23 protein-coding genes and 1 tRNA gene are annotated in these 18,687 nt (G+C 68.3%); 3 read left to right on the top strand and 21 right to left on the bottom strand.

Translation table 11 applies throughout. From position 1 onward, the window contains the following. Window positions 1-46 precede the first annotated feature (46 nt). The 14 genes from AB0M48_RS13865 to AB0M48_RS13800 form a co-directional block, all read right to left on the bottom strand. Entirely contained in the window at window positions 47-481 is a 435-nt protein-coding gene (locus AB0M48_RS13865; protein WP_363840532.1) for a hypothetical protein, read from the bottom strand. Further along, window positions 478-816: a PadR family transcriptional regulator gene (locus tag AB0M48_RS13860; protein ID WP_363840529.1), complete on the bottom strand. Its 339-nt coding sequence runs from the start codon at window positions 814-816 to the stop codon at window positions 478-480. The genes AB0M48_RS13865 and AB0M48_RS13860 overlap by 4 nt, the downstream gene beginning before the upstream one ends. 612 nt (window positions 817-1,428) lie before the next feature. After that, window positions 1,429-1,505, bottom strand: a tRNA-Leu gene (locus tag AB0M48_RS13855). A 118-nt stretch (window positions 1,506-1,623) separates the two neighbouring features. Next, a complete protein-coding gene (locus tag AB0M48_RS13850; RefSeq protein ID WP_363840526.1) occupies window positions 1,624-2,727 on the bottom strand; it encodes a hypothetical protein in 1,104 nt (367 codons plus the stop codon). After that, the gene (locus tag AB0M48_RS13845; RefSeq protein WP_256238980.1) at window positions 2,724-2,846 is read right to left on the bottom strand and encodes a hypothetical protein; all 123 of its coding nucleotides are present in this window, start codon (window positions 2,844-2,846) and stop codon (window positions 2,724-2,726) included. Before AB0M48_RS13845 ends, AB0M48_RS13850 begins: the two co-directional genes overlap by 4 nt. Before the next feature lie 199 nt (window positions 2,847-3,045). Further along, complete coding sequence (locus AB0M48_RS13840) at window positions 3,046-4,371, bottom strand: NAD(P)/FAD-dependent oxidoreductase (RefSeq protein WP_363840522.1); 1,326 nt, start codon at window positions 4,369-4,371, stop codon at window positions 3,046-3,048. 142 nt (window positions 4,372-4,513) lie between these two features. After that, window positions 4,514-4,975: a hypothetical protein gene (locus AB0M48_RS13835; protein WP_363840519.1), complete on the bottom strand. Its 462-nt coding sequence runs from the start codon at window positions 4,973-4,975 to the stop codon at window positions 4,514-4,516. Continuing rightward, on the bottom strand, window positions 4,969-6,198 hold the full coding sequence (locus AB0M48_RS13830) for a DUF58 domain-containing protein (protein ID WP_363840516.1): 1,230 nt from the start codon (window positions 6,196-6,198) through the stop codon (window positions 4,969-4,971). Before AB0M48_RS13830 ends, AB0M48_RS13835 begins: the two co-directional genes overlap by 7 nt. Further along, window positions 6,195-7,136, bottom strand: coding sequence for a MoxR family ATPase (locus AB0M48_RS13825; RefSeq protein ID WP_363840513.1), 942 nt, complete (start codon window positions 7,134-7,136; stop codon window positions 6,195-6,197). Before AB0M48_RS13825 ends, AB0M48_RS13830 begins: the two co-directional genes overlap by 4 nt. Next, entirely contained in the window at window positions 7,133-7,483 is a 351-nt protein-coding gene (locus tag AB0M48_RS13820; protein ID WP_363840510.1) for a hypothetical protein, read from the bottom strand. The genes AB0M48_RS13825 and AB0M48_RS13820 overlap by 4 nt, the downstream gene beginning before the upstream one ends. Then, entirely contained in the window at window positions 7,480-8,079 is a 600-nt protein-coding gene (locus AB0M48_RS13815; protein WP_363840507.1) for a DUF4129 domain-containing protein, read from the bottom strand. Before AB0M48_RS13815 ends, AB0M48_RS13820 begins: the two co-directional genes overlap by 4 nt. Window positions 8,080-8,133: 54 nt before the next feature. Continuing rightward, on the bottom strand, window positions 8,134-8,607 hold the full coding sequence (locus tag AB0M48_RS13810) for an SMI1/KNR4 family protein (RefSeq protein ID WP_363840504.1): 474 nt from the start codon (window positions 8,605-8,607) through the stop codon (window positions 8,134-8,136). Between the two features lie 19 nt (window positions 8,608-8,626). Next, window positions 8,627-8,983, bottom strand: coding sequence for a CPCC family cysteine-rich protein (locus AB0M48_RS13805; protein ID WP_363840501.1), 357 nt, complete (start codon window positions 8,981-8,983; stop codon window positions 8,627-8,629). A 10-nt stretch (window positions 8,984-8,993) separates the two neighbouring features. Continuing rightward, complete coding sequence (locus AB0M48_RS13800) at window positions 8,994-9,686, bottom strand: uracil-DNA glycosylase (RefSeq protein ID WP_363841309.1); 693 nt, start codon at window positions 9,684-9,686, stop codon at window positions 8,994-8,996. Here AB0M48_RS13800 and AB0M48_RS13795 point away from each other — a divergent pair. The 3 genes from AB0M48_RS13795 to AB0M48_RS13785 are packed head-to-tail and all read left to right on the top strand — an operon-like array spanning window position 9,642 to window position 12,051. Further along, a complete protein-coding gene (locus AB0M48_RS13795; protein ID WP_363840498.1) occupies window positions 9,642-11,099 on the top strand; it encodes a peptidase S10 in 1,458 nt (485 codons plus the stop codon). The two genes, AB0M48_RS13800 and AB0M48_RS13795, sit on opposite strands and share 45 nt — an antisense overlap. After that, the gene (locus AB0M48_RS13790; RefSeq protein ID WP_363840495.1) at window positions 11,096-11,521 is read left to right on the top strand and encodes a GNAT family N-acetyltransferase; all 426 of its coding nucleotides are present in this window, start codon (window positions 11,096-11,098) and stop codon (window positions 11,519-11,521) included. Before AB0M48_RS13795 ends, AB0M48_RS13790 begins: the two co-directional genes overlap by 4 nt. Continuing rightward, window positions 11,518-12,051: an AAA family ATPase gene (locus AB0M48_RS13785; protein ID WP_363840492.1), complete on the top strand. Its 534-nt coding sequence runs from the start codon at window positions 11,518-11,520 to the stop codon at window positions 12,049-12,051. Before AB0M48_RS13790 ends, AB0M48_RS13785 begins: the two co-directional genes overlap by 4 nt. Here AB0M48_RS13785 and AB0M48_RS13780 read toward each other — a convergent pair. From AB0M48_RS13780 to AB0M48_RS13750, 7 genes are all read right to left on the bottom strand, one after another. Beyond that, window positions 11,996-12,766, bottom strand: a complete 771-nt coding sequence (locus AB0M48_RS13780) for a DUF6338 family protein (RefSeq protein WP_363840489.1) — start codon at window positions 12,764-12,766, stop codon at window positions 11,996-11,998. The genes AB0M48_RS13785 and AB0M48_RS13780 overlap by 56 nt on opposite strands. Then, complete coding sequence (locus tag AB0M48_RS13775; RefSeq protein WP_363840486.1) at window positions 12,766-12,930, bottom strand: hypothetical protein; 165 nt, start codon at window positions 12,928-12,930, stop codon at window positions 12,766-12,768. The genes AB0M48_RS13780 and AB0M48_RS13775 overlap by 1 nt, the downstream gene beginning before the upstream one ends. Before the next feature lie 117 nt (window positions 12,931-13,047). Next, window positions 13,048-14,043, bottom strand: coding sequence for a dipeptide ABC transporter ATP-binding protein (locus AB0M48_RS13770; protein ID WP_363840484.1), 996 nt, complete (start codon window positions 14,041-14,043; stop codon window positions 13,048-13,050). After that, the gene (locus AB0M48_RS13765; protein WP_363840481.1) at window positions 14,036-15,022 is read right to left on the bottom strand and encodes an ABC transporter ATP-binding protein; all 987 of its coding nucleotides are present in this window, start codon (window positions 15,020-15,022) and stop codon (window positions 14,036-14,038) included. Before AB0M48_RS13765 ends, AB0M48_RS13770 begins: the two co-directional genes overlap by 8 nt. Window positions 15,023-15,031: 9 nt before the next feature. Further along, on the bottom strand, window positions 15,032-16,006 hold the full coding sequence (locus AB0M48_RS13760) for an ABC transporter permease (RefSeq protein WP_363840478.1): 975 nt from the start codon (window positions 16,004-16,006) through the stop codon (window positions 15,032-15,034). After that, a complete protein-coding gene (locus AB0M48_RS13755) occupies window positions 15,999-16,928 on the bottom strand; it encodes an ABC transporter permease (RefSeq protein WP_363840475.1) in 930 nt (309 codons plus the stop codon). The genes AB0M48_RS13760 and AB0M48_RS13755 overlap by 8 nt, the downstream gene beginning before the upstream one ends. A 120-nt stretch (window positions 16,929-17,048) precedes the next feature. Next, complete coding sequence (locus AB0M48_RS13750; RefSeq protein ID WP_363840472.1) at window positions 17,049-18,629, bottom strand: ABC transporter substrate-binding protein; 1,581 nt, start codon at window positions 18,627-18,629, stop codon at window positions 17,049-17,051. Between the last annotated feature and the right edge of the window lie 58 nt (window positions 18,630-18,687).

Here is an 18,687-nt window from a genome sequence, read left to right as displayed (position 1 = left end):
AATGCTCCAATTCGAACTGTTTTGATCAAATCGCCGTACAACGAACTCATCCACCAGGAATAGCACCCGTGATCAGCGCCATCGCCGCACCGCCCTCAGAATTGTGCGCGAAGAAGAGCGCGGCCACGACCAAGAGCAGCAACGCGATGCCCCCCAAGATCGCCACGACGAGCCAGACGCGGCGCCTGCGGGACGGACCCGCAGGCGAACGACCGTCGACGACGTCCGAGACCCCACCCGGCGCCGCCGGCAGTCCGGCGTCCTCCGCCGCGGCCCTGGCGATGACCGCGGGATCACCGAGCCGGTCGAGGATTCCGCGCACCTCGGCTTCCGTCTCGGCCGACAGGTCGGCCCGGCTCGTCTCGATGTGCTCGCGAAGGTCGCCGACCAGCTCCTCGCGCCGATCCGCGGGCAGACCCGCCGTCGCCCGCGACACGCGCGCGAGGTACTCGGCGACCAACGAGTCGTTGCGCTCGGTCATGCGCTCTCCGTTCCCAAGATCCGATCCACCCCGGAGCGGAAGGTCGCCCAGCGCTCACGGAACTGGTTGAGCACCAACGCACCCTCGGGAGTCAGCGTGTAGTAGCGGCGCGGCGGACCGCTGGCCGACTCGCGCCAGCCGCTTGCGATCTTCCCGGACTTTCGAAGCCGGGAAAGCAGCGGATACATCGCGCCCTCACTGGCCGTCAGCTGCAACTCGTCGCTGATCCGGCGAAGCAGCTCCGTGCTGTACAGCTCCTCCTCCGCCACGAGGGCGAGGACGCAGTATTCGAGCGTGCCGCGCAGTAGTGCCGTTGTGACCGGCTCGTCACTCACGCCACACACGGTAGCTTGTCACGCAAGGGTTGTCGACCCGGTGACGAAGACCACAGCTGCTGATCGGTCAGGACACCGGTCCACCTGCAGCGGACTGGTTGTGCTCGGCACGGCGTACGTGTCGACGATCATGAGGCCGTGCAGCGACGCGTTGAAGCGGAACGGGACGAACGGACACTCACTCACCGGCATCGAGCGGCGGCAGACAGCCATCCTCCGCCAGGCCCAGGACAGCGACGACGCGTTCAGCCGCGAACTGCGGCAGACCTACAACGAACTGGACGAGCAGAAGCAGACGCTCGTGACGAACACCACATCGATTGGTACAACAGTGCCAATCGGGCCGGCAGATGCAGACATCGCGCTACTCGATGCGCTTCCACACCTGGTCACGAACCTGAGCAAGGCTCCTGACGTGCTGCTACGACAGCTGTTCAAGATCACCCAGCTCGGCGTCCGCCTGAACGATGACCATGATCAACTTCTGGTTACTCTCCGGCTCCCCTCCGCGCATCTTTCGGAGGTAGCGGATACGGCCGAACGGATCGTCGAAGCGGTGGCCGCAGAGCATGAAACGCCTGATCAGGCACCTGATCCTGATGCGGATCCAGATGGTGCCCCCGACGGGATTCGAACCCGTACTGTGATCCTTTTAAGGGACCTGCCTCTACCGATTGGGCTACGGGGGCGCGGTGAGCCTAGGCGTTGATCGTCGGCTTGTGTGAGCGGATGGTCGTTTCTCGCCCGAGCGGCCCAGCGAATTGGACTAGAGCGAGCATCCGGCTAAGCGTCGATCGGCCCCGGACATCAGCGTGCCCTTCCTGCACCGAGCAGTTCCTTGAACCGCAGCGCCACCCAGTCGTGCACGGCCGTGGAGACGTTGTTGTCGCCTGCCCTGTGCTCGAACCAGCGCCAGTCGCAGTTGACGTTGATCTCCAGGAACACGTGGTCACCGCCGGTCACGAGCAGGTCGAACGCCGCCACCTGGACGCGCCAGTGCCGGGCCAGCGCCAGGAGTTTGTCCGAGAGGGACGCGGGGACCGTGGTGGGCGTGACGCGGACGGCGTCGGGATCCACCCAGAGTTGGGCGGGGTCCAGCTTGTCGACCTGGTAGGCCAGGCACTGCTCGCCCACGACGAACACGCGGAGCTCGGTCTCGGACGGCACGTACTCCTGGACGATCACGGGTGCCGGTTCGGGGGCGTCGGAGGCGCGGGAGGTTTCCAGCGGGCGCGGGAACAGGCCGTGTTGTACGCCTGGGCGTGGTTCCAGGAGGTGTCTGCCCGCCGTTTTGACGATGCAGGCGCCGCCGCCTGGGCGCGTTCGGCCCGGGCGGGTTGTCACGGCCGTGCGCGGCACACGCAAGCCGAAGGCGGACGCGTCGGAAAGCTGCGTCAGACGGTCCAGGTGCGTCGAGAAGCGTGACGGGTTCACGTGAGCCCAGTCGGAGCGTGAGGACAGCCAGTTGGCCACTGAGGCCCATTGGTCGACCGCGTAGGCGCCGGCCAGGGTTCCTGGCTCCACCGGGACCGCGGAGAGTTCGAAGTGGCGGCGCCAGACCAGCAGGGGGCGCAGGAGCCAGCGGTCCAGCTCGAGCAAGGGCTGGTCGGTGTAGACGGAGAGCGGCAGGTCCACGCAGCGGTCGGCGTCGATCCTCGCCATCCGGATGCCGCGCTCGGCCAGGGCGATGGAGAGTTCGTTCATCTCCATGTCGGCGGCGCGGGCCAGCACGAGCACGCAGGGTTCGGGGTTGCCGTCGCCCTCGTCGACCATGCCGAGGCGGTGGACCTGTTCCTGGAAGTCCAGGCACTTGGGCGGTGAGCGGAAGAGGTATTCCTGACCCTGGAGCAGAAGGGGTCTGGCAGCCTCGGACGGGGCACCTGGCACCCGCCCGTCAGCCGACCTGCTCAATCGTCCTTCTTGCTGCGGAAAACTTGCCCCGCCTGCGCGTACTCTGCGGCGTACTGCGCCAAAGCGGGGTCCTCGATCTCGCCGCGACGAAGCTGTGCGGCCAGCTCCTCGAGAGACATCGGGATCACCTCTTTCCCCACATGGCGAATCACGCATTCAGGTGATGCACCAGCCGTAGTTTCCGAAACACGTAACGCAATGTCAAGACGACCCTCGGAGCTTACTCCGATCGGGCGCTCAAGTTCCGCCCTGAGGTCAGACGAGTGCCCCGAACGAGGAGATCGTCCGGGGCACGACGTCACTCACAGACAGTTAAAATTAGGACTGCACTGCGCGATCGAAGTCCGACTTCGGGTCGTTGATCTGGCCCAGGGCCACGACCTCGCGGCCGTAGAACAGCGCCTGCGTCCAGTCCATCAGCACGCGGAGCTTGCGGTTCACGGTCGGCATGAACATCACGTGGTAGCTGCGGTGCATGAACCACGCGGGCAGGCCCTTGAAGCGCAGCCCGAACACGTCGGCGACGCCCTTGTAGAGGCCGAGGCCCGCGACCGAGCCGAGGTACTTGTGGAAGTAGTCCTTCGGCTGCTGGCCGCGCAGCGACGCGACGATGTTCTTCGCCAGCAGCTTCGACTGACGGATGGCGTGCTGCGCGTTCGGCACGCACGTCGCCGTCGGGTCCTCCTCGGTGCGCGAGAGGTCCGGTACCGCGGAGCAGTCACCGGCGGCCCACACGCCTTCGAGGCCCTGGACCTGCATGGCGGCGGTGCACCGGACGCGGCCGCGCTCGTCGAGCGGGAGGTCCGTGTTGCGCAGCACCGGGTTCGCCTTCATGCCGGCGGTCCAGATGATCGTGTCCGAGTCGAACTCGGTGCCGTCGTCGAGGATGACGTGGCCGCCCTCGAGGGACTTCACGCGGGTGTCGAGGTAGATCTTCATGCCGCGCTTCTCCAGCGCCTCGACGGTCCACGCGCCGAGCTTGGCGGACACCTCGGGCATGATCCGCCCGGCGGCCTCGACCAGGACCCAGTTCATCTCTTCGGGCTTGATGCCCTCGTAGTACCGAAGCGCATACCGCGTCATGTCCTCGAGCTCGGCGAGCGTCTCGATGCCCGCGAAGCCACCACCGATGACGACGAAGCTGAGAAGCTTCTTGCGCAGGTCCGCGTTGTTCGTGCTCGCTGCCTGGTCCAGGCGCGACAGCACGTGGTTGCGGACGTAGATCGCCTCGCCGATCGTCTTCATGCCGATGCCGACCTCGGCCAGGCCGGGGATCGGAAGCGTGCGTGAGATCGCACCCAGCGCGGAGACGAGCACGTCGTACTCGATCTCCTCGACGTGACCGTCCGACAGCTCGGCGGTCACGATCTTGCGCGAGTGCTCGATCTTGGTGACGCGGCCGGTGACGACGTGGCAGCGCTTGAGCACCTTGCGCAGTGGAGCGACGACGTGGCGCGGCTCGATCGAGCCGGCCGCCGCCTCAGGCAGGAAGGGCTGGTAGGTCATGTGCGGCTGCGGGTCGATTACCGTCACGGACGCCTCACCGGAGCGCAGTTTCTTCTGCAGTCCGAGAGCCGTGTACATCCCGACGTACCCACCGCCGACAATGACAATCCGAGTGGGGTGCGACTTCACAGCAGCCATACACACATGGTCGCACCAGAACCCCCTTTTTCGCGCGTCCGGAGGGGCCGTTGTGACTACCGTCGCCGGGTGATGCGGGACACGATCGCGGCTGACCTGCGCCTCCAGCGGAAGTCGAGACGTTCTGCCTGAGAGAGTCGATTCAGATCCTCAGCGCGACGACCCCGATCACGACCGTCAGAGCGCCCAGTCCGAGCACCTCCACGAGCCCGACGCCGGCACCCGATGGGACGAACGCGGCGAAGGCCGCGACGACAAATGTGATCGCTTGGACAATGGCGAACCGGCGTGCTGGTGCTTTCAGCGCAGCGGGCTCGATTTTCGTTTTCATCGGAACGACCGCCGCGAGCGCGGACGTCACGTGAATGAGGTGCAGCGCCGGAATCATGATCAGCACTCCGAGCCGCAACGGGTGCCCGTCGGCGAACGCCGTCGCCAGCGCCGCGTAGCCGATCAGCAACGCCGGCCCCGCGCTTCCCGGCATCAGCGCGGTGAGCGCCGTCAGCACGACGACGATCAGCAGTGGCGCGATCGTCGTGGACTCCAGGTGCAGGACCAGTGCCACGGGCAACGCCGCGAGCACGATCGCCAGACGCATCAGCATTCGCGCGTCACCGCCACCCCGTGCTCGGCCATGCGCCGCAGCCGCAGCCGGTGTTCCGCGGCGATCATCTCGGCCGCGACCTCGCCCCACGGCGTCTCCGCGTCGGGTACCAACGGCAACTGCAGCGTGTTGATCGCCAGCACGACGTGCCCGTGCTTGCGCGTCTGCACGGCCAGCTCCGCGACGTCGTCGTCGAGGAACGGCGACAGCAGCACGACCACGCTCCCGTGCGGCAGCTTGCGCAACGCGACCCGCGACGACCACCCGGCGGCCTGCACGCACACGACGAGCTGCGTGCGGATGCGCATCAGGTGCCGCCGCCCGACGCCGGACCGCACGTTGAGCTGGGGCCGTGACAGGTCCATCAGCGCCACCCGGTCGCCCTGCCGCAGGTAGCCCGCGGCCATCGACGCCGCCTGCCGCACCGCCCGGTCCAGGCTGCCGCCGGGCCGCGTCGTCGCCCCGTGGTGGGGAGAGGCCCAGTCCGCCACGTCCACGCCGACGTCCGCGCGCGTGTCCAGGGCCAGCACGATCTCCGCGTCGGCCTCGGCGTGGCGCTCGCGGACGTGCACGGTGCCGGTGCGGGTGGTGACGCGCCAGTCGATGCGCTTGAGCCTGTCCCCCGGCTGGAACGCCCTGATGTCGCGCAGTTCGGTCGAGTCGCCGGCGCGCGGCGAGCGGTGGATGCCCACCAGCCCGGCCGGCCTGGGCGGCATCGGTCCCGACGGGTGGTGCTCGACCGGCGGCAGGATCGTGCGGACGTGCTCGACCCCGACGATCGGCCCGTAGACGTGCATGCCGTCCGGCCCGGCGAACAGGTGGTCCAGCCGCAGGTCGACGCCGGGACCCCACGCGTCGCGCCTGATCTCGACCGGCAGGTCGGGCGAGTGCGCCGGTACCGCGCGAGCGCCGCCCGGCAGCTTGACCACCGCGATCTCCGCGTCCGCGCCGTCGAGGTGCGCGACGGTGTGCACGACGCCCAGACCCGCCGCGCGCGGCACGGGACGGACGTCGACCGTCGGTGTGCCACGAGGCTTGTGGGTGAGCAGCACGGACAGGACCAGCGGCACGCCGAACAGCACCAGTTCGACCTGGTGCAGGAACATCCCGCCCACGACGAGCCCGACGCCCAGCCAGACGGCGCGCGCGTACGCGTCCGTCGGATGCCAGTGCGCGCCGTGCGACTGGGCGAACGCCTCCCTGATCTTGTCCGCTCTGCTCATGAGCTGGGCGGGCCCGGAACCTTGCCGAGCAGTTCGGTGACGACCTGCACCCCGTTCACGCCGGACGTCCACGTCTCGGGCTTCATCACGAGCCGGTGCGCCAGCACGGCGACAGCGCACTCCTTGACGTCCTCGGGCGTCACGTACGCGCGGTCCTCCAAAGTGGCGAGTGCGCGGGCGACGAGCACAAGTCCCTGCGCGCCACGGGGTGACGCGCCCACCTCGACCGAGGAGTGGTTGCGCGTGGCCACCGCCAGATCGACGCAGTACCGCAGGAGATCGTCGTCCACTGTGGTCCGTTCGAGCTCGGTCTGCAGCTCGGCGAGCCTGCCGGGGGCGAGCACCGGCGCCACCTCGGCCTCCTCCCGCTGCCGCGCGAGCCGGCGGCGCAGGACCTCGACCTCCTCCTCCGGCGGCGGGTACCCGATGTCGAGCCTCACGAGGAACCGGTCGAGCTGCGCCTCGGGCAACGGGTAGGTGCCCTCGTACTCGACGGGGTTCGAGGTCGCGAGCACGTGGAACGGCCTGGGCAGGGGGAAGGTGCGCCCCTCGACCGTCACCTGCCGCTCCTGCATGGCCTCCAGCAACGCGGACTGGGTCTTCGGCGGCGTGCGGTTGATCTCGTCGGCGAGCAGCAGCCCGGCGAACACCGGCCCCTGGTGGAACTCGAACTCACGGCTGCCGGGGTCGTAGAGGAACGACCCGGTGACGTCCGCGGGCAGCAGGTCGGGCGTGCACTGCAGGCGCCGGAAGTCGAGGCTGAGGGCCTGCGCGAGCGACCGCGCGATCAGCGTCTTGCCCAGGCCCGGCACGTCCTCCAGCAGCACGTGCCCGCCCGCCAGCACGGCCGCGAGCGCGAGCCGCAGCGTGCGGGTGCGTCCGACGACGACCTGCCCGATCTCGTCGAGGACCGCCTTGGCCTCAAGCGTTATGGTCACTCGACCCTCCTGAGCCTCTCCGCGAGTTGCTTCGGATCCGGCATCTCGGACGCCTCGATCCCCAGTCGTGCGAGCCGGGCGCGGAACCGCTCCTGGTAGCGCCTCGGGTCCTCCGCCGCCTCGGTGAGCCTGCTCGCGAGCGTGCTGGCGAGCGCGGTGCTGATCGAACCGGGCGGCGGCGGTGCCGAGCTCCAGACGATGTCGGTGGCCTGCGGCAACCTGGTGACCAGCACGCCGAACGCGGTGGGCGGCACGGCCAGCGCCGCGGCCCACGCGGGCGACGCGCCGAGCCACCAGATCACCACGCCGATGATCACCCCGACCAGCAGTGCCAGCACGATCTTCATGCGAGCTCCCGGACGATGCGGCTCAACTCTTGTCGTGCCTGCTCGGCTTGCGCGGCCGTCACGTCCTCGTGCCCGAACCGCGCACGCTGGTAGAGGTCCTTGAGCACCACGGCGTCCACTCCGAGCTTCTCGGTGAACTCGGTGGGCGTCTGGTGCGGCAGGCGTTCCTCGGCGGCCTCGAGCGCGAGCCAGGCGGCGATCACGGCGTCGCGCGGCGGCCGGTTCGGGTGCCCGGTGAACTCCTGCAACGCCTTCTCGACGCGCTTCACCACCGCGGACCCCCCGATCTCGGCGCCCTCGATCTCCACACCGCGCACACCTCCACGACGACGCCACCGGGGCAGCTCGAACGCCAGGACGATCCCGATCAGTCCGAACAGGACGAGGCCGGCGAGCACCACCAGGTACGCGGTGAGCGGTATCGCGAACACGTCCGGCAGCTCGGTCGGCAGCGGAACGTCCACCCGAGGCACGGTGTCCTGCGGCGGCGGGCGGTCGTCCAGGCGGTTGACGAACGTGACCGGCGAGGTGCCACTGGCCGCGACGACGACGATCAGCAACGCCGCCACCGCCACCCCTGCCCGCCACCACTTCATGGCGGCCAGCCTTACACGGGTCAGCGGAGTTGGAACGATCCTTCGGCCAACTCGCTAGTCGAACGACTCGGCGGGCACCAGGCCGTCGAGGAACGTCCGGAGATCGGGGGCCAGCGGGATCTCCCACTCGTCGTCGGCGTCGAGCCACACGACCGACGGCTCACCGGCCGGACCGCACTCGCGGTAGTCCAGGGCGATCCACCAGTGGCCGTCCCCGGTCAGCAGCACGACGGGGGACGGCAGCCCCCACTCCTCGACCAGGTAGGGGGTGTCGAGCAACGATGTCGTGCGCTCCGCGGTCCCGATGCCCATCAGGCTGTCGAACGGCGCGTGGTCCGGCGCCCACGAGGTCGGCTCGCTCGTCGGGAACGCGGACCGCTCGCCCACGACGCTGCCGCCGTTCTGCACGCGCAGCAGCTCCAGCAGCGCGTCCGGCAGCCGCACGCCCAGCAACGCCTCCGCCTCGCGAACTGCCTCGTCGGTGAGCGGCGCCTGCATGCCGTAGCTGTCCTCGACCCAGAACTGCACGCGGCACATCCCAGGCAGATCAGACGGCCGGACCGGGCGGCACGTGGACACCGCGAACGCCACCCTCCGCCACGTAGTTGGCGCGCTCGTCGTCGAGGCTGACAGGGCCGTTCGGGCCGCCTCGGACGACAGAGCTGTCGTGGTCGTCCTGACCATCGTCCTCCCAGCCGCACTCGCGGCAGATCTCGCAGGTGGCACGCGTGGCCAGGGTCAGGTGGCCGCAACACGGGCAGGTGTACGGGCCGCCGTCCGCGGACCCGTAGACGTTCTTCATGCTCAAGTACGAGCCGAGCCAGGCCACGCCCACAGGCCGAGGCGCCTGTCCGGCCCGGCGCACCAGGCTCCAGCCTGCGCCTTCGACGACCTCGTCCCCCATGGCATGCATCCTAGGCAGAGGCCCGTTTCAGCACGTCCTGCAGCATCTCCTGGGTCAGCCTGCCGGTGTACGTGTTGTGCGGCGACACGTGGTAGCACCCGAACACCCGCAGCCCGCCCAGCTCGACCTCCACCCCGTGCCCGAACTTCGGCCGCTCGGGCCCGAGCAACGGCAGGAACGCCTTCCACCCGAACCCGCCGAGCACCACGACGGACCGCAGGTTCGGCATCAGCGAGATCTCCTCGCGCAGGAAAGGCGAGCACCTGTCCCGTTCCTCGGCGGTCGGCTTGTTCTCCGGCGGTGCGCACCGCACGGGCGAGGCCATCCGCACGCCGTACAGCTCCATGCCGTCGTCCCGGGCCCACGCGGTGGGCTGTGAGGCCAGGCCGACCTCGTACAACGCCCGGTAGAGGAAGTCACCCGAGGCGTCGCCGGTGAACATCCGCCCGGTGCGGTTGCCGCCGTGCGCGGCGGGTGCGAGGCCCACGATGAGCAGCGAGGCGTCCATCGGACCGAAGCCCGGGACGGGTTTGCCCCAGTAGTCCCAATCCATGAACGCCGCGCGCTTCACCGACGCCGCTGTCTCGCGCCACGCGACCAGGCGCGGGCACGCTCGGCAGGCCGTTATTCGATCGTCGAGTTCCGTAGTGTTGCTCCCATGTCCGAGGAGAAGACCGAAGAGAAGCCCGCGTCTCCGACTGATGATCTGGTCACCACCCAGCACACCATCACCGTCAAGGGCCGCGAGCTGAACTACACCGCCACCACCGGGCGGATCGTGCTCAAGGAAGAAGTGCTCAAGGACGGCGTGTTCGAGGGCCACAAGCCCAAGGCCGAGGTGTTCGTGACCACCTACACGCTCGACGGCGCGGACCCGCTGAAGCGGCCCGTGACGTTCGCGTTCAACGGCGGACCGGGTTCCGCGAGCGTGTGGCTGCACATGGGGCTCCTCGGGCCGCGCAGGGTCCTCAGTGGCGACGTCGGCGACCTCACCGCCCCGCCGTACGGCATCGCGGACAACGAGGAGAGCCTGCTCGCCGAGAGCGACCTCGTGTTCATCGACCCGGTGTCGACCGGGTACTCCCGGGCCGCCGAGGGCGAGAAGCCCGGCAACTACCACGGCTACCAGCCCGACATCGAGTCCATCGCCGAGATCATCAGGCTCTGGACCTCGCGCAACGGCCGCTGGATGTCGCCGAAGTTCCTCTGCGGCGAGTCGTACGGCACGCTCCGCGCGGCCGGTCTCGCCGAGCACCTGCAGAAGAAGTACGGCATGTACCTCAACGGCCTCATGCTGATCTCCTCGGTGCTGGACTTCGCGACGCTGGAGTTCAACGAGGGCCACGACCTCGCCTACACGCTCTTCCTGCCGACGTACGCGGCCATCGCCAACTACCACGGCCTGCACGGCGACCGCCCGCTCGAGGAGGTGCTCGCCGAGGCCGAGGAGTTCGCGGTCCGCGACTACCCCTACGCCCTCGCCCGCGGCAACCGGCTCACCGACGTCGAGCGCGCCGCGACGATCGAGAAGCTCGCCCGGCTCACCGGCCTGTCCGAGGAGTACGTGGACGCGGTCGACCTGCGCATCGAGCACATCCGGTTCTTCACCGAGCTGCTCCGCCGCGACCGCAAGACCGTCGGCCGCATCGACGCCCGCTTCACCGGCTGGGACACCGACTACGGCCGCGAGGGCATCTCCGCGGACCCGTCCATCGACGCGATCCTCGGCCCGTACTCGGCGGTGCTCAACCACTACGTGCACGCCGAGCTCGGTTACTCCAGCGACCTGCCGTACGAGGTGCTCGCGCGGGTCATCGAGCAGTGGTCCTACAAGGAGTTCGAGGGCCGCCACGTCACGACGGCGGGCAAGCTCTCGGCGGCGATGCGGGCGAACCCGCACCTCAAGGTCCACGTCGCGTTCGGCTGGTACGACGGCGCCACGCCGTACTTCGCGGCCGAGCACCTCATCGCGCACCTGCAGATCCCCAAGGAGCTCACGGCGAACATCGAGTCGGCCTACTACCCGGCCGGCCACATGATGTACGTCCACGAGCCCAGCAGGATCCAGCAGTCCGAGGACCTGGCGGCGTTCGTGCGGAACTCCTCGAACACGTGATCCTCGACCTGTCCGACGACACCGTCCTGCACGAGCTCTGGACGGTGCAACGACTGGCGTACGCCGTCGAGGCCGAGCTCATCGGCTTCGACGGCATCCCGCCGCTGCACGAGTCGCTCGACGAACTCCGTGCCTGCGACGAGACCTTCCTCGGGCTCTACGACGAGGAGGGTCTCGCGGGCGCGGTGTCCTACCGGCTCGACGGGTCCACTGTGGACATCTGCCGGCTCGTCGTGCACCCGCGGGCACACCGCCGCGGCATCGCGTCGAAGTTGCTCGACGCGCTGCCGGACGGGCCGCAGGTCGTCAGCACGGGCACGAAGAACGAGCCCGCGCTCGCCCTGTACCGCAGGCGGGGGTTCGTGGAGACCGGCACGCGCGAGGTCGCTCCGGGCGTGTCGCTCACCGACCTGAGCCGATGATCATCTTTCTCAACGGGACGTCCAGCTCCGGCAAGTCGAGCATCGCCGAGCAGCTGTTGCAGGTGCTGGACACCCCGTACTTCCACCTGGGCGTCGACGCCTTCGGCGCCATGCGCGCCGTCGAGCGGACGCTGGAGCTCGACGGCCCGGCGCAGGCCGAGGTCCTGCGCCGCACCAGGGCGGGCTTCCACCGGGCCGTGGCGGGAATGGCGCAGGCCGGCAACGACGTCGTCGTCGACCACGTCCTGAGCGAGCCGTGGCGCCTCCAGGACTGCCTGGAGGTGCTCGACGGCCTGGACGTCTTCCTCGTGGGCGTGCACTGCCCTCCAGACGAGCTGGAGAGGCGCGAACGGGCCCGGGGCGACCGGGTGCCGGGGCACGCCGCCGCGCAGCTGCACAGCGTCCACCAGCACGGGCTTTACGACTTCGAGGTCGACACGAGCGTGCACAGCCCGCGCGAGTGCGCGCTGGCGATCAAGGAGTCTCTGGCGCGGCCACCGCGGGCGTTCGAGGCGTTGCGTCTTCGCTGACGGGCCGCCGGGCCGAGTCGACGCGCACGCCCGTCTCGGCGTCGAGGTACTGCACGCGCAGGAACCTGATGCGCGAGCCCGGGATGACGACGCGTTCCCAATCCCGGCCGATGACCGTCGTCTTCTTCTCGTCGCCGCCGGTGACGGGCTCGCCGACGTAGGTCAGCTTCGTGCCCTCCAGGACGATCTCGCGGGTGTCCGGATCGCCGGCCGCGTCGTAGGACCGCAGGAACCCGAAGAACGAGTTCCCGTCCTCCAGCATCACGTGCACCCAGCACAGCGCGTTGTCCGGCCGGTCCTCGCGGAACACCTTGACCCACGCCGACTGCTTGCCCAGTGACCGCTGCTGGCGGCGACGCCGGGCCAGCACGAGGTCGAACACCACCGCCAGCGCGCACGCCAGCGCGAGTTCCGCGACCGCGCTGTAGCCGATGAGCGCCACGTTCTGCTTCACGTAGTCGGGCTTGGCCACCAGCGCCGTCAGGTCGGCGAACAGCCTCCAGCCGAACCACTTAGAGGCCCCGGCGTGGACGCCGAGCAGGCTCGCGGTCGAGGCCACGGTGAAGGCGAGACTGCTCAGAGCGACCCGCGAGGCCTCGCGGAAGACCGTCTCCTTGGCACCCGCCCGCCGCTGTTCCCGCAGCAGCTCGAAGACGATGCCGGGCGCGACCAGGGCGAGGAACGAGGCCAGCGCCCCGATGGTCTGCGGAACCACTAGTCGATGCTGCCCGAGACGGGAGGCGGCAGGCGATCTTCCGCGTCGTGGAACTCGAACGGCGGCTTCCAGGGATGCCCAGGCGCGTCGTCGTCGTAGTCGTACTCCTCGGCGGGCACGTCGTACTCGGCAGGAGGCTTGGGGACGTTCTCAGGCTCGGTCATGCCGGCTCCGTGGGTAGATCGTCGACGCCGCGACCAAGCTAGCACCGGCGCGCACACCCGCACGGGCGAACGAAAAGGGCCGCACCCGAAGGCACGGCCCCTCCCACGGACAAGCGATCAGACGACCGCGCGCTCCTCCGCGAAGTGGCACGCGGCGGGGTGACCGCCGCCCCGCACCACGAGCTCGGGAACCTCGGTCGCGCAGATGTCCTGCGCCTTCCAGCACCGCGTGCGGAACCGGCAGCCCGACGGCGGGTCGATCGGCGAAGGCACGTCACCCGTCAGGCGGATGACGTCGCGCCGGCCGCGCTGGGTCGGGTCCGGCACCGGCACGGCGGACAGCAGTGCCTGCGTGTACGGGTGCATCGGGTGCTCGTAGATCTCTTCCTCGGTGCCGATCTCCACGATCTTGCCGAGGTACATCACCGCGACGCGGTCCGACAGGTGGCGGACCACCGACAGGTCGTGCGCGATGAAGACGTACGAGAGACCCATCTCGGACTGCAGGTCGCCCAGCAGGTTCATGACCTGCGCCTGGATCGAGACGTCCAGAGCGGACACCGGCTCGTCGCACACGATCACCTTGGGCTTGAGCGCGAGCGCGCGGGCGATGCCGATGCGCTGGCGCTGACCGCCGGAGAACTGGTGCGGGTACCGGTTGATGTGCTCCGGGTTCAGGCCGACGATCTCCAGCAGCTCCTGGACCTTGCGCTGCCGGTCGCCCTTGGGCGCGACCTCGGTGTGGATCTCGTAGGGCTCACCGACGATGTCGCCGACCGTCATGCGCGGGTTCAGCGACGTGTACGGGTCCTGCAGCACGATCTGGATGTCGCGGCGCAGCTTGCGCAGCTCCGCGCCCTTCATCGCGAACATGTCGCGGCCCTCGAAGCGCGCCATGCCCGACGTCGGCGGTTCCAGGCGCATCAGCACCTGGGCCAGCGTGGACTTGCCGCAACCCGATTCGCCCACGACGCCCAGGGTCTCGCCCTTGTTCAGCGAGAACGAGACGCCGTCGACGGCCTTGACGTGGCCCACGGTGCGCTTGAACAGCACGCCGACGCGGACCGGGAAGTGCTTGACGAGGTTCTCGACCTCGAGGATGGGCTCAGCCACGAGCGACCACCTCCTCCGCGATGTGGCACCGGCTGGTGCGGCCCATGCCGAGGTTGTGCACGGCAGGGACCTCGGTGGGGCAACGGTCGAACGCCCGCGGGCAGCGCGGGTGGAACGGGCATCCCGACGGGATGTTGGTCAGCGACGGCGGCAGGCCCTTGATCGTCTTGAGCTCCTGGCCGCGCAGGTCCACGCGGGGCAGGGACTCGAGCAGCGACTCGGTGTACGGGTGTCCCGGCGCGCGGAACAGCTCGTAGACGTCGGCGTGCTCGACGATGCGGCCCGCGTACATGACCGAGATCCGGTCCGCGACGTCGGCGACGACGCCGAGGTCGTGGGTGATCAGGATCATGCCCATCTCGCGTTCCTTCTGGATCTCCGCCAGCAGGTCCATGATCTGGGCCTGCACGGTGACGTCCAGCGCGGTCGTGGGCTCGTCCGCGATCAGCAGCTCCGGGTCGAGCGCCAGCGACATCGCGATCATCGCGCGCTGCCGCATACCGCCGGAGAACTGGTGCGGGTAGTCCGAGACGCGACCCTTCGCGTTCGGGATCTTCACCTGGTCCAGGAGCTCGATCGCCCGCTTGCGAGCGTCCGCTTTGGACATCCCGCGGCGGACCTTGAGCTGCTCCTCGATCTGGAACCCGATGGTGAAGACGGGGTTCAGAGCCGACAGAGCGTCCTGGAAGATCATGGCGATGCCCTCGCCACGAACCTGGCGGCGCTCTTCCGCCGACTGGGTCAGCAGGTCCTCACCGCGGAACTTGATCGAACCGTTGGTGATGAACCCCGGCGGCGTGTCCAGGATGCCCATGATCGTCTGGGCGGTCACGGACTTGCCGGAACCGGATTCGCCCAGCACGGCAAGGGTTTCGCCCGCCGAGACGTGGTACGAAACTCCGTTGAGCACCTTCGCGACACCGTCGCGGGTGCGGAATTCCACGTGGAGATCCTCGACCTCCAGCAGTGGCTGAGTCACAGGATTCCCCTATCGGGACTTGGGGTCGAGGGCGTCGCGCACGGCGTCGCCCAGCATGACGAAGGCCAGCACGGTGATCGTGACGAAGCCCGCGGGGAACAGCAGCATGTGCGGAGCCGACTGGAAGTAGTCGCGCGACTCCGAGATCATCACGCCCCACGACACCACCGGCGGACGCAGGCCGATGCCGAGGAACGCCAGCGTCGCCTCGGCGCCGATGAAGGCACCCAGGGCGATCGTCGCGTACACCAGCACGGGCGCCACGGTGTTCGGCAGCAGGTGCCGGAACACGATCCGCAGCGGGGACGCGCCGAGCCCGCGGGCGGCCTTGACGTAGTCCTGCTGCTTCGCGACCAGGGTGGCCGAACGCATGATGCGCATGGCCACCGGCCACGACAGCACGGCGATCGAGAGCACCACCTGGGTGATGATCCGGAAGACGCCGGGGTTCTCCGTGGGCGCGTTGAGCGTCGTCAGGATGACGATCGCACCGAGCACGAACGGGATGCCGGCGAAGATGTCGCTGAACCGCGACAGCAGGCTGTCGATCCAGGTCTTCGCGTAGCCGGCGATGATGCCGACGGTCGACCCGATCAGCACCGTCAGCAGCGTCGCGAAGATGCCGACCAGCAGCGAGGCGCGAGCACCGTGCATCGCACGGGCGTAGACGTCGTAGCCCTGCAGGTCGTAGCCGAACCACGCGTCGCCCGAAGGCGACTGCAGCGACTTGTCGAGGTCGGCCGCACGCGGGTCGACCGACGTGAACAGCGTCGGCCAGATCGCCATCAGGACGATGATCGCGATGATCACCAGCGAGACGATGAACGTGGGCTTGGTGCGGAGGTCGCCCCACGCGTCGCTCCAGAGCGAGCGCGGCTTCTTCTGCTTCTGCGACGAGTCGTCGACATGGCTGAGCTGGTCGACTCCTGCCGCCGCGGACGCCTCGAGTCCGGTTCCGCCGGACACGGATCCTGGGTCACTCATAGCGAATCCTCGGGTCGAGAACGGCGTACAGGAGGTCGACGATCAGGCTCATCAGCAGGTAGACGAGGACCAGCAGGGTCACGATGCCCGTGACCATGATGCCTTCCTTCTCCTGGATGCCGCGGAAGATCAGACCGCCGATGCCGTTGATGTTGAAGACGCCCTCGGTGACGATCGCACCGCCCATGAGGGCGCCGAGGTCGGTGCCGAGGAACGTGATCACCGGGATCAGGGAGTTGCGCAGCAGGTGGATGCCGACGACGCGGCTCTGCGGCTGGCCCTTGGCGATGGCCGTGCGCACGTAGTCCGCGCGCCGGTTCTCGACGATGCTCGAGCGGGTCAGCCGGGCCACGTAGGCCATCGAGAGACTGCCGAGCACGAAGCCGGGCAGGATCAGCTCGCCGAACGTCGGATCGGAGCTGACCGAGGTGTCCATCAGGTCGAAGCCCTGCGGGCCGAGGTAGAGCCGCAGCACGAAACCGGTGACGAAGACCGGCAGCGAGATCAGGAACAGGGTCGAGACCAGGACCAAGTTGTCCAGGAAGCCCTGCTTGCGCAGACCGGTGAGGATGCCGGCGACGATGCCGATGACGGCCTCGATGATCAGCGCGATGATGCCCATCTTGAGCGTGATCGGCCACGAGGTGGCGATCTGCTCACCGACGGAGACGCCGTTGAAGGTGGTGCCGAAGTCACCGACGAGCAGGTTGCCCAGGTACTTGAAGTACTGGATCACCAACGGGTCGTTGAGATTGAGCTTCTGGCTCATCTCGGCGATGTAGGCCGGATCACACGGCCGCTGGCCGCACTTGCCCGCGAAGGGGTCCTGCGGAATCGCCCAGACCAGGGCGTAGATCAGAAAAGTGGTCCCCAGGAAGACCGGTATCAGCTGCAGCAGACGGCGCAGCACATAGCGACCCATGAGGTCGGCTCCTTGCGTGGTGGGGGGCGCCCGAGGTCCTGAACACCGCTCCGGCCCCGCGCCCGTAACGCTCGAGGGACGCGGGGCCGGACGGTTGATCAGAACTCAGGTGTTAGGCAATCAGGCCTTGACGCGGAACGACTCCAGAGCGCCCTGACGCTTGAACGACATCTTGGCGGCGAGCAGGTTCTTGGACCGGCCGCCGATGCCCTTCTCGTTCCAGGTCGGCATGGAGGGCAGGTCCTTCGCGATCAGGTCCTCCGCCTGCTGGTAGATCTTGATCGCCTCGTCCTCGTTCGCCGTCTCGTCGGCCTTCTTCAGAAGGGCGTCGACCTCGGGGTTCGAGTAGTTCGAGTCGTTCGACGAACCACCGGTGCGGTACAGCGGGTTGAGGAAGTTCTCGATCGACGGGTAGTCGGCCGACCAGTCCGAACGGCTCATGCCGGTCAGCTGCTTGCCGTCGACGATCTGGCGGAACGCACCGAAGTTGGTGGCACCGACGAACTCGCAGTCAATGCCGAGCGCCTGCTTGATGCTGTTGCACGCCGCCTCGAGAGGCTCCTTGCGGCCACCGTCCTGGTTGGACTGGATGGTCAGCTTCTTGCCGGTGAAGCCCGACTCCTGGAACAGCTGCTTGGCCTTCTCCGGGTTGTACTTGCAGTACTCGCCGCAGGTGTCGGGGCGGTAGCCCTTGATGCCGGGCGAGACGAAGCTGGTGGACGGCACGTACGAGCCGGCCAGCACGGTCTTCGTGATCTGCTCCCGGTTGATGGCCATCGAGACGGCCTGGCGCAGCTTGACGTTCTTGAACTCCGGGATGTACTGCGGGAACGCGATCGCGCTCTGGCCGAGCAGGTTGGCGTTCACCACGGCGTCACCGAGGTCGGCCTTGTACTTCTCGCCGACCTTGGCCGACGGGGGCAGGGCCTCCATGAAGTCCAGCTTGCCCGCGACCAGGTCCTGGTACGCGGTCTCCTGGGAGGAGTAGATCTTGTAGTCCAAGGTCTTGAAGTGGACCTTGTCCTCGCCCTTGTAGTCGTCGAAGCGCTCCATCTTGATCAGCGCGTTCGGCGTGCGGGAGACGAACTTGAGCGGGCCGTTGCCGATCGGCTTGGCCTCGGCGGCCTTCGGGTCCGCGAAGAACGAGTCGGCCATCGGCGAGAACGGCGTGTAGCCGATCATCGTCGTGAAGACCGAGGTCGGGCCGTTGAGGGTGACCTTGAACTCGTAGTCGCCCACCAGCTCGAGACCGGACATCTTGTCCTTGGCCGGCTTGGCGTTCTCGTCGGCCGGGTGGACGTCCTCGAAGCCCGCGATCGGGGAGAAGAACGATGCCGCCTGCTGCGCGTTCGGCGCGTACGCGGCCCAGTTCCAGGCGTCGACGAAGTTCTTCGCCTTGACCTCGGTGCCGTCGTGGAACTTCCAGCCCTGCTTCAGCTTGATCGTGTAGACCTTCGCGTCACTGGTCGTGATCGAGTCGGCCATCAAGTTGTAGGGCGCGCCGTCTTCGGTCTTGTAACCGACCAGCCGCGAGAACAGCGAGTCGGTGACCTTGCCACCGCCGGCCTCGGTCGTGTTGGCCGGGAACAAGGTGCTCTTGGGCTCGGTGCCGTAGATGGACACCGTGCCGTCCGGGTTGTCCTTGCCATCGGTGGCGTTGGTGCCACCGCCGCCACCGCCGCCGCATGCGCTGAGCGTCATGGCGAGCGCGGTGGGAAGTACCACCCACGCAACCCGTGATCGCGACATCAGTCTCTCC

The organism is Lentzea sp. NPDC051208 (genome assembly GCF_040682435.1).
In the GTDB taxonomy this organism is placed as follows: domain Bacteria; phylum Actinomycetota; class Actinomycetes; order Mycobacteriales; family Pseudonocardiaceae; genus Lentzea; species Lentzea kristufekii.
The sequence above is the reverse complement of the archived record's forward strand: the minus strand, read 5'-3'. Positions and strand labels throughout refer to the sequence as shown.